Source organism: Streptomyces sp. NPDC001728 (assembly GCF_040297565.1).
Classification (GTDB): domain Bacteria; phylum Actinomycetota; class Actinomycetes; order Streptomycetales; family Streptomycetaceae; genus Streptomyces.
Window position 1 is genome coordinate 378994 of the sequence record NZ_JBEOZK010000004.1, and the last position, 10271, is coordinate 389264.

11 protein-coding genes are annotated in these 10271 nt (G+C 68.0%); 7 read left to right on the top strand and 4 right to left on the bottom strand.

What is annotated here, in order from left to right; all coding sequences use genetic code 11:
- The first annotated feature begins 83 nt into the window (after nt 1–83).
- The 5 genes from ABT154_RS09630 to ABT154_RS09650 are packed head-to-tail and all read left to right on the top strand — an operon-like array spanning nt 84 to nt 5943.
- The gene (locus tag ABT154_RS09630; RefSeq protein ID WP_351855101.1) at nt 84–1529 is read left to right on the top strand and encodes a site-specific integrase; all 1446 of its coding nucleotides are present in this window, start codon (nt 84–86) and stop codon (nt 1527–1529) included.
- A complete protein-coding gene (locus tag ABT154_RS09635; RefSeq protein ID WP_351855050.1) occupies nt 1529–3286 on the top strand; it encodes a hypothetical protein in 1758 nt (585 codons plus the stop codon). The genes ABT154_RS09630 and ABT154_RS09635 overlap by 1 nt, the downstream gene beginning before the upstream one ends.
- Entirely contained in the window at nt 3283–4179 is an 897-nt protein-coding gene (locus ABT154_RS09640; RefSeq protein ID WP_351855053.1) for a hypothetical protein, read from the top strand. The genes ABT154_RS09635 and ABT154_RS09640 overlap by 4 nt, the downstream gene beginning before the upstream one ends.
- A complete protein-coding gene (locus ABT154_RS09645) occupies nt 4149–5426 on the top strand; it encodes a site-specific integrase (protein WP_351855055.1) in 1278 nt (425 codons plus the stop codon). Before ABT154_RS09640 ends, ABT154_RS09645 begins: the two co-directional genes overlap by 31 nt.
- A gap of 19 nt (nt 5427–5445) precedes the next feature.
- Nucleotides 5446–5943: a hypothetical protein gene (locus tag ABT154_RS09650; RefSeq protein WP_351855058.1), complete on the top strand. Its 498-nt coding sequence runs from the start codon at nt 5446–5448 to the stop codon at nt 5941–5943.
- Nucleotides 5944–5994: 51 nt separating this feature from the next.
- Here the strand turns inward: ABT154_RS09650 and ABT154_RS09655 are convergent, their stop codons facing one another.
- Together ABT154_RS09655 and ABT154_RS09660 are read right to left on the bottom strand one after the other, a co-directional pair.
- Complete coding sequence (locus ABT154_RS09655) at nt 5995–6408, bottom strand: hypothetical protein (protein WP_351855060.1); 414 nt, start codon at nt 6406–6408, stop codon at nt 5995–5997.
- A 110-nt stretch (nt 6409–6518) separates the two neighbouring features.
- A complete protein-coding gene (locus tag ABT154_RS09660) occupies nt 6519–6770 on the bottom strand; it encodes a DUF7660 family protein (protein WP_351855062.1) in 252 nt (83 codons plus the stop codon).
- A gap of 160 nt (nt 6771–6930) precedes the next feature.
- Between ABT154_RS09660 and ABT154_RS09665 the strand changes: the two genes are divergently transcribed.
- A complete protein-coding gene (locus tag ABT154_RS09665; RefSeq protein ID WP_091285271.1) occupies nt 6931–7368 on the top strand; it encodes a DUF6228 family protein in 438 nt (145 codons plus the stop codon).
- A 569-nt stretch (nt 7369–7937) separates the two neighbouring features.
- Nucleotides 7938–8243, top strand: a complete 306-nt coding sequence (locus ABT154_RS09670) for a DUF6404 family protein (RefSeq protein WP_351855064.1) — start codon at nt 7938–7940, stop codon at nt 8241–8243.
- Between the two features lie 341 nt (nt 8244–8584).
- Here the strand turns inward: ABT154_RS09670 and istB are convergent, their stop codons facing one another.
- Both istB and ABT154_RS09680 read right to left on the bottom strand, forming a co-directional pair.
- On the bottom strand, nt 8585–9382 hold the full coding sequence (gene istB / locus ABT154_RS09675) for an IS21-like element helper ATPase IstB (RefSeq protein WP_351855067.1): 798 nt from the start codon (nt 9380–9382) through the stop codon (nt 8585–8587).
- A partial coding sequence (locus ABT154_RS09680) for a Mu transposase domain-containing protein (protein ID WP_502969473.1) occupies nt 9379–10271 on the bottom strand: 893 nt, incomplete at its 5' end. The genes istB and ABT154_RS09680, both read right to left, overlap by 4 nt.

Below are 10271 nucleotides of genomic sequence, written 5' to 3' on the forward strand. Positions count from 1 at the left end.
CTTTCCACGTCTGTGCGGCCGCGAGCTGGGCGTTTGTGCTTTGCGGTGAGACGCGTCCCATAGATACCGTCCCGGGCGTGCTGATGACCTTCTTCTCATCCGCCGGCTGGGAGTCGTGGGGTCTGGCGAGCAAGCCGATCATCCCGGACCTGATGCCGGTACTCGTCGACGACGATCTCCTCTTCGAAGACGGGGCCGGCCCGCGGATCACGACGGTGCTCAACCGCTGGCTCCAGGAGCTTCCGGGGAACGGTTGCAAGTCCCCGGAGTCCTGGGAAGCCTATGCGTGGATCGCTCGTGACTGGACGGTCTTCCTCGCAGACCGCGGCATCCAACTCTTCGACTCCCGGGAGGAGTTGCGTCGCGGGCTCAGCGCGTACGCCGTCCACCGCTCGCACGGGCCGCTGAAGGCGCGGTTCGCCGCCTCGACCTGGAACCAGCACGTGAGCGTTCTGTCGCAGCTCTACGGCTGGGCCGAGGCCGAGCAGTACACGTCCGCGGTGCCGTTCACGTACCGGCAGGCTCTCACCGCGTACGGCGACCAAGTACGCGAGCAGGCGGTGAACCTGGGCAGGCGGCGGATGCCGAAGCCGCACGTGACGATCAAGTACTTCGAGAAGGACTTCGAGGACTTGTTCGTGCAGGGGCTCGGCGGTCTGCGTCCGGACGGGAGCGAGGACTGCCTGTATCGGGGCCGGACCACGGCCCGCAACTCGGCGGTCGGGGGCTTCGTGTTGTCCAGCGGGCTGCGGCGGCAGGAGTTCACGTATCTCCTGGAGTGCGAGGTGCCGCCCCTGCCGCCCCGCCCGACCGCGTTGCCGATCTGGCTGCCGGTTCCGGCCGGCGTCACCAAGGGTCGGAAGTTCCGGACCACGTGGACGACGTACGGGCCGCTCGCCAGGCTCCACCAGTACCTACGGCTGCAGCGGGCCCTGGCCGTCGAGCGGTCCTCGTGGACGCCTCCGTCCCACTGGGGGCAGCCGCTGGTGGCGACCGAGGTCGACGCTCTCGGTGGCCGGGTCAACGGCGAGCGCGTGCTGTGGGCGGAGCTGACGCCGCGAGAGCGTCGGTGCCTGGTGACGGCTGAGGGCAGCTCGATGCTGTTGGCCGTGCAGAGCGACGGAAGCCCGTTCCGCGACTGGCCCACGGTCTTCAAGCGGAACTCCGAGCGGATCAGGGACCGGTTCGACTCCCGCTTCCCGCACACCAGCCCGCACCGATGCCGGCACACGTTCGCGATCAGGACGCTCGAACTCCTGGTCGGCGGCTACTACGCCCAGGCCGCGAGGCTGGTGAAGGACACCGACGCGGACGCGGCCCTGGGCCTCTACCTGCGCAAGAACGACCCGATCATGATCCTTCGTGACCTACTGGGCCATAGCAGCACCTTGACCACGGAGGTTTACCTTTCGCGCCTGGACACCACCCGGATCTACCGCGACGCCTACGAGCGGGCCGGCCACGACCAGGGCCTGCTCGCCGACGCCGAACGTGAGGCCGACACCGAGTTCGACGAGGACGACATCTGATGCCGGCGGACATAGCCGAGAACCCGCTGCGGCTGGTCTGCGCGTTCACGCGCGGCACAACCGCGACCGTGCGAGTCGATGACTCCGCGAACCCCGTGCTGATCCGCCAACTGCTGACGGGCCTGGTCCACCTCATGCATCCCCACGGACCAGGCGATTCGCGCCGCACGGTGGAGAAGTACAAGGGGACGATCGACTGGTTCGTCGAGGCACTCGGCCAGCGCGGCCACGCAGGCGGCGTGGAGGGGCTCACCCGGGCGGGACTGGCCGCGCTGTGGTGGGAGGCGGACAACCGCAGGGAGTCGGAGAGCCGCCGGCTGCTGCAAGCGCTGGACGCGGAGTGCTCCGTCCTGGCTCCGGATGTCCGCCAGCTGGTGGGCGGGCGCCACTTCAACCGGTACCCACTATCCGAGCCGCTGCAGCCCTACGACGAGGTGGCCTGGGAGTCTCTGACCAGTGCGAGCCGCCAGGCGATCAAGGAGGCTTGGGCGTCCTACCAGCGTGCGCGTTCCGTCGCGGAGGCAGGCCGTGACCCGTTCGTCCATGGCTGGACCGAGGAGAACGTCCACTGGCACATGGTCCGGCGCGGATCCGCGAACACCCGTGAACTGGGCGAGCTCGTCGGTCTGTCCTACGAGCAGATGCGCCATCGGATCGGGCGGGACCGCTGCCACTTCGTCGCGGCAGCGCGCGAAGCGCTCTTCCCGACAGCGCGGCTGGCGATCGCCTACCAGGTGCTCTTCGGTATCTACACGGGGATCGTGCCCGACGGCATCGCCGACCTCGGCCTCGACGGCCTGGACTGGGCGGGCGACCGCGCCGTGCTGGTCCGCTACATCAAGGGCCGCACGTCCGAAGAGAGCCTGACCCTCTCGGCGAAGGCGGTGCGCCTGCTGGAGCGTTGGCTGGAGCACTCGGCGATCGCGCGGGAGCACTGCCCGCCCGAGCTGCACAACAGCCTGTGGCTGTGGCTGGCCTACAGCAGGCAGCCCCCCGCCGGCGAGGGATGGGGACCGTGGCGGTCCGGGCGCCCCTACAAGACCACCGTCACCGAGTGGATGCGCGACCTGGGTGTCGTGGACGCGAACGGGACAACGGTCCAGCTGCACCGGCACCGGATCCGCACGACCTTCGAGTCCCACCGCGACCGGGCCACCTGGTTCGGCAGCCGCCGCTCGACGATCGACCCCAACCACTCCCCAGCCATCGAGGGCGACCGCTACCTGAGCACGACGACCAAGGCCCAGCGCGCCGCGCTGGAGGACATCGTCGAGCAGGCCCAAGGCGATCTGTTGCGCCGGGCCAGGCCCCCGATGGTGCTGACCGATCAGCAGATCGCCGAGCTCGCTGACCAGTTTCCGCAACTGGTCAGCGAGTTGGAGCTCGACGATGCTGCGATCGCCGAGCTGGTGGGTGGCGAGCGCGATGTGTTCGTGGCCGCGTGCGCCGATCCGACCGCCGGGCTGCACGGTCCGAAGGGCAAGCCGTGTCCGGCCCGCCCGTGGGTGTGCCTGCTGTGTCCGCTGGCCCTGTTCGCGCCGCGCCACGCGGCGAACCTGCTGCGGATGAAAGCGTTCTTCGCCCGGCAGTGGCAGCTGATGCCCGCCGCGCAGTTCATGGCCGTCTTCGGACACTACGCCCAGCGAATCGAGGAGGTGCTGGGCAAGTACGACCCCGCGCACCTGGCCCAGCTCGCCGGGCAGGTCGCCGACACCGACGCTGAGCTCCCGCTCCTGCCCGAGGAGGCCACACTGTGAACGACTTCCCGCTTCCGCATCCCCACGCCGTCTCCGCCGCCCCGTCGCCGTTCGCCGGCGCGGACGTGTGCGGCCTGGCCGGATTCGTCGTCCCCCTCGGGGCGCGCGGGCCGGTGTTCGAGGACGACCTGTGGGACTTCACCCACGTCATCGGCATCCCCGCCTACGTGTCTCGGTGCGCGCGTCGGCTGGACTTCTCCGCCATCGCCAACCCACGCTGGAAGACGGTGGCCAAGGAGTACGTCGCCGCGCAGATGGCGCCCGGCCACGACGCCGTGCGCACACTCCCGCACGCCAACCGCACGGTGCGGGCCATTGGCGGTCTCTACGCAGAACTTCTGGAGCTGGTGCGCTGGTTGAACTGGCTCACGGCCCAGGGTATTGACGAACTCGGCGAGGTGACCGAACACCACTGCGTGTCCTTCGCCCAGTATCGGGCCACCCACCGGCCCAACGGCACGAAGACCCGCGATCGCCCGAGCGTGCGCCGGATGGTCGAGCTGGTGATCATTGGGCTGGCGCGCTACGGCGAGCTGTTCACCATGGACCGCTACGACCCCGGCCTGCGGCCGTTCGCCGCGACCGCCAGTGAAGTGTCCGGCGGCAAGACTGAGAACAAGACCCAGCCGGTCCCCGACACGATTTTCCAGCCGATGCTGGCCGCCGCCCTCTATCTGGTCCAGACGATCGCGCCCCTGCTGCTGCGGGAGCTGGCGGCCAAGCGCGAGGGGGACGCGCGGCGGGCGAGCCTACCGAGGAGCGCCGTGGACCTGGACGCGCTCAGGGAGATCATCCGGCGCCACGTCGAAGATTCGGGCAGCCCTTCGACTGCCTCCCCGGGACCGGGAAGCCTCGGGAGTGGATGGCCAAGGATGACCCGCTGGCGAAGGTGAACGTCTACGCGCTCGCCGCCGAGGCCGGACGGGGAGAACTTCCTGCCGCTGCCCTTGAGCAGGTGCGCGATCAACTGGAGCGAGCGCTCGCGATCGTGGGACTGGAGAAGCCGTTCTGCCGCGCTGCCGATCTCGTGGAGCGAGCCAACGGTCAAGGGCAGGTTCCCTGGTCGACGTCCTTGTTCGAGCGTGAATTGCGCACACTCACGGGCGTGGTGAGGACCGCCTCGCACCTGGCGGTCCTGGCCCTGTCCGGGATGCGCCATAGCGAGCTGCTGGAAATGCACGTCGGCTGCCGGATACCGCCCATCGAGGTGGGCCCGGGGCTGAATCGCTACAAGCTCGCCAGCCGCGTCGTCAAGGGCAAGCCGCTCGGCGGCGTCCCCGACGAGTGGGTGGTCGTCTGGGAGGCATACCAGGCGGCAGGCGTCGCCGAGGCGCTGCTGGGTCCGGAGGCCGTGACCGGTGACCCGTTGCTCAGCTCACCCCTCGGACGGACGCGCTTCACCACCTTCCGCCAGTGGGTCAACAGCGCGGCCGGCCGGGCGTTGGGCCTGGATCCGATCCCGGCCGGACCAATAAACGCGAGGATGCTCCGCAGGACGCTCGCGTTGGAGATCGCTTACCGCCCCGGAGGACTGCTCGCAGCAAAGGTGCAGCTCAAGCACCTGTCCGTGGTGACAACAGAGGGCTACGCAAACCGCCCGGGAGGAGCACAGGCCAAGTTCCTCGCGGAAGTCAACGCTGAGGAGACCGAGCGCAACCAGGACCTCCTCCTCACCGAGTACCGGCACTACCAGGAAGGCAGACTGCCCTCGGGCCCCGGAGCCCGGGACCTGCTCTCCTTCTTCGCCAGCGTCGATGGGAAGCTCGCCCGCACGGCCGCGCAAGACCCCAATGTCCTGGGCAGCGAGCAGGAGGTCCGCGCGCTCCTGGCAGAACGCGCCGAGGTCCTGCACCTCGGCGTGGCGAACTACTGCTGGTTCACCGACCCCTCCAGAGCCCTGTGCCTCAAGCTCGCCGGCACCCCGAACGCGACGAAACCGCTGATCGGCATGTGCGACTCGGCACGCTGCCCGCAGGCAACCCACCACCCCTGCCACCGCCCCGTCTGGGCCGAGAGCGTTCAAGCCAAGCAGGTGTTCATCGGATCGATCAGCCGCACCCACAAGACCGAAAGGACTCGTCTCCAGGCCGCTCTGGACCGGGACATGAAGGTACTGGCCGCCATCGACGCCAGCATGTGAAAGGAAAACCGACCACTACATGGCACGCATCAGCGCGCAGACCCGCGCCCGCAACGAAGACGCCATCCGGGCGGCCATGGACCGGCTGCTGAGCGGCGACATCCCGCCCAGCGGCGGATGCGACCTGAAGACGCTGGCCGCCCAGGCCGGCGTGTCCCGCACCGCGTTTTATGCGAAGCAGAACCGCGACGGCACGAAGCGCCCCGGCCCCTACCAGCACCTCGCCGAAGAGTTCGAGCGGCGTCTGCGAGCTCTGCAAGCGGCCGGACACGTCACCGATCCGCGGGCCGCCCAGGTCGAACGGCTCAAGACCCAGGTCGCCGAGCTGAAAGAGCGCCTCGCCAGACGTGACGAGACTGTCGCCGAGCTGACCGCCTTCAAGGAGTTGGCCATCTCCCGGCTGGCCGCGCAGCACGACGAAATCCAGCGCCTGCGACAGCAGTCGGCGAAGGTAACCAACCTCCGCCGACTCCCGGCAGTACCCAGCAGCACAGCACAGTTCGGTTCATGCAACTGAGAAGGGAAATCGCCCTGTTGGCCGTCAGGAGTGAGATCGTTTACAGCCCGATCAGGCTTCCGCTGACGGCTCCAGTTCCTCGCCCGGTGGGATGAAGATGTCGGCGCTGTCGGCGTCCTCGACATGGCCGTAAGCGTCGACCGTGATAGCGGTCGCCCGCCCGTTCGACGTGATGAGCCATGCGAGGACCTGCTCGGTCAGCGGCGTCCCGCCGGGGCCCTGATCCGTCCAGTGAGCCCGCCATCCTCCGCCGGGCACCGCCGCAACGACCTGGTCGGCCGGCTCCAGGTGAGAGAAGTCCTCGTAGTCCGTGACCGGGCGCAGGGCACCTCGCTTGCGGTCAACCACCAGAGCTGTCCCGGTGGTCGGCTCCCAGCCCTCTACGCGCACCATGCGACCGATCTCGGTCTCGGTGCCGTTGAAGATCGCGATCCAGCCAGTCTGATTGAAATAGCGAAGGGACACACCCCCATCATCTCGAACGGCGAGCAACGGTCTTCAGGTGCCTGCCTTGTTCTGCAGGTTCGTAGGGCCTGTCGCAGATCGTGTGGTGGTGGGTGCGGCCACTCACTCCGCTACTCGTAGACGGTGGCCGCGCTGAGGGCCCGCGCGATGAAGGTCCAGTCCCCATTGGCCGGAAGGTCCTTGCCGAAGTTCCGGTACCAGCCGTCGGAAGACTCGGTCCAGGCAGCCAGGGCTTCGAGGAAGCGGTCGAGGGTGGAGTTCTCCCAGTCCTGCCCTCGGCGGAGGTAGTCCTGGTGCAGGTCGCGAATGAACGCGACCAGTTCTTCACGGCTGCGGATCTCGTCATCGGAAGTAAGCGGCATGAGAGGACCGTAGCTGACCGATGCCGGTGGCCAGAAGCAACCACCAGCGCAGGCCCGATCACACGATCTGCGACAGACCCGGTTCGTACCTACTCGGCTCTGCACATTCGCGAGTACGCCGACGGCCGACATGCTGCGGCTGCATGCGTATCCTTCGGGCGTGAGTCTGATCGAGGTGGGTTCTGGCCGGGTTGAGCTTGACGTTCGCGGAGCAGCGGGTTCGCCGGATGCGCGGGTACGACTGTTCGACTGGGCGAGGGAAGACGAGTACCACGTTGTATTCGGAGTCGAGGCCGCAGATGCCGGTGTGCAGGCCCGCGTCGAGACCGTCGGGGTGACGGTCTGGGACAAGCTGGACGACTTCTTCGACGGCCTCGCGCAGGACTTCCGCGGCTGGGACGGCGAGAGGGTCTGGACGAACAACCACCTTGTTGTCGCTGCCACCTTCAACCGTGGTGGCCACGTGCGCGTGAGCTGGACGCTCCGGGCTGATGTCTTCAACAACGGCTGGGAGTGCACCGTGTCGACCGTGGTCGAGGGCGGCGAGGAGATGACGGCGCTCGCTGCCGATCTGCGGGCATTCCTCGGGCAGGGATAGGCCGAGAGGTAATCGTGCCCCGGGCACCACATGCCGTGACGTCAGTCACATGCCAGGCTCCGCAAAGGAACACGCTGATGCGCAGAGAGGCGACACGCCGACCACCGTCGGGCCTCCCGTAGAGCGACACGACCTGCGCGGGACACACCGTCTGCCGACACAACGGCCCTGGCGGCTGGGACGAGGGCCTCGCCGCCCTCGGTGCCCGGTATGACGCCGTCGGCCTCGACCTCTCCGGTGACGCTTGCGCCACCGCCGAGCGGGCAGGGCGCCGCCGCATCATCATCGACATCACCCGGCTCGACCCCGAGCACTCCGCGCTGCGCTGGACCGTCGGTGTCAACCTCTCCCCGCCCTGCCCGGCCTGGTCGACCGCGGGCAAGCGGGCCGGATGGCTTCGTTCACTTCAAGCAACAGCGTTTGTCGGCCGGTTTGGGCAGCAGTTGGCGATCTTGAGGCTCGTGGATGTCCACGAGAAATGACGTCAGTGTCCGAGCCTGGTGGCTGACCGATACCGGCCATGAGCCCTCGGTCAAAGGGCAGCAGATCAGCTGCCATATCCTTCTTCCGTGGCGAACTGGTGGCGGTCTTTCGGGCAGGCGTTCTGGGCTCTGGATCGGGCCCTGGGCGGGCAGCGGCGCCCGACTCGGTTCCAGAAGTGGGCGGCTCGACATCCGATCAAAGCCGGTCTGTCTATGGCCACCCCCTTCGTGCTCTTCTTCTTGGTGCTGTCGCCTGACGGCGAGGAACCCGAAGATCTCCTGTTCGCTGTGCTCTTCGGGCTGGTCATGGGGGTCGTCTTCGGCCTCACGGCAGCATCCGAGCGGCTCCGGCAGCGCAGGCTCAAGCGTCTGGGGATATGGGACGGATCCTGAGCACGGCCCGGAGTGGCCTGGGCGGGGACATGCGAAAGCAGGAGGAGGGCGGGGATGTCACGAAACCCGAGGGTCGAGTTCTTCAATGGCCCGGGCGGGATGTGCCTGAGCATCGTGTTCTATGGGTGGACAGCGGCCAGTAGCAGCACCGCCCCCTGGTTGAGGGTTGTCGCGACGCTGCTTCTGGCGGTCTGGGTGATGCTGCTGACGAGGCACCTTTTGCGACGTGCCCGTGGCCGTAGGTCTTCTGAGCACCCGGATGAACCGGCATCTTGAAGATGGCGATGCTGTGGACGACCCGCCGTCTGTGAGGGCGGTGGGCCGTCGGGGTGAGGGCGGTTTTAGCCGGCCTTGGCGGGTTCCTCGGCTCGGGCTCGGGTGCTGGCGAGGCGGTAGGAGTCGGTGCCGGTTTCGATGATGGTGCCGTTGAAGGTGAGGCGGTCGACGATGGCCGCGCAGAGGCGGGGGTCGGTGAAGGTCTTGGTCCAGCCGCCGAAGGACTCGTTGGAGGCGATGGCGACGCTGTTCTTCTCCTCGCGTTCGGTCAGGACCTGGAAGAGGAGTTCGGCGCCGTGGCGGTCGAGTTCCATGTAGCCCAGCTCGTCGATGCAGAGGAGATCGACGCGGCCGTAGCGGGCGATGGTCTTGTTCAGCTGCTTCTCGTCGGCGGCCTCGACCAGCTCGTTCACGAGCTTGGTGGCGAGTGTGTAGCGGACACGGTAGCCCTTCATCGCGGCCTCGGTGCCCAGGGCGATGAGCATGTGGGACTTGCCGGTGCCGGAGTCGCCGATCAGGCAGAGCGGCTGGCTCTTCTTGATCCACTCACAGCTGGCGAGGGTATGAATGGTGGCCGCGTCGATGTTGGGGTTGGCGTCGAAGTCGAAGCTCCGCAGGGACTTCTCCCGAGGGAAGCCGGCCGCCTTGATCCGCCTCTCCGACCTGCGGCGGGCCCGATCATCGCACTCCGCCATCAGCAGCTCGGCGAGGAACCCGCGGTAGGTCATCTGGTCCTTCATCGCCCGGTCGGCGATCTCGTTGAACTCGTTCCTGATCGACGGCAGCCGCAACAGGCGGCAGGCGGAGTCGATCGCGGCGTCGGCGGCCTGCTCGGTCAAGCCTCGCTGGCGGGGCATGGTCACTGGGCTTCTCCCTCTCGGTGGTCACCGCCGCTGGTGCGACGACGTCGGAGCAACTGGTCGTAGTGAGACACCGACGGAAGCGGCCTGGTGTCCGGCGGAAGGTGTGCGAGGCGCCACTCGTGCAGGGACGTCACCGTCGCCGACGGCTGACCGGGAACCCGGGCCTCCGGTGCGGTCTCGGTCTCGGCCTGGGCGGCCTTGCGGGCCTCCAGAGCGACCGCGTCCGCGGTCAGGGCCCCGGCCCGCAGAGCCGCGGCCAGGCCGGCGACGACGTGCTCGTGCGGCAGATGCCGCCCCAGCAACAGCACCTCGATCAACGCGCGGGTGCCGTCCCGTTCACCGTGGATCTTCATGGCCTGCGTCCACCAGGCGTCGTGGACCGGGGTGAACTTGCCAGCCGAACGGGCCTGTTCGAGAGCGGTCGAACCGGGGAAAGCGCCGGGCTTGCGGACCAGAACCTCCAGGTAGTGATCCAGTTCCAGGCGGACGGCGCCCTTGGCGATCAGCCGCTCATGCCGGGCCACTTCCACGTTCTGGTCGTAAACCACCAGGTGAGAGGCGTGAAGGATGACCCGCACCCGCTTGCCGATCAGCCGGATCGGAACCGAGTAGCGGTTCGTGCGGACCGGGATCTGCCCGTAGCGGTCGACCCGCGGGGTGAACAGCCGGCCGGTCTCGAACGGCTCCTGGGGCAGCGGCATCAGCAGCGGCTGTTCGAGCGCGAAGTCCTCGGCAATGGTCCTGGACCTGCAACCGATGCGGCGGGCGTCGTCCTGCCGGTCCCACTGCTCGACTAACGCTCGGTGGGGGGTTTGTTGGTGTGCCGGGTCGTTGGTGGCCTGGGGTGTTGTGGGTTCGTTGAGAGGCGGAGTTGGCGGTTCGACGGGGT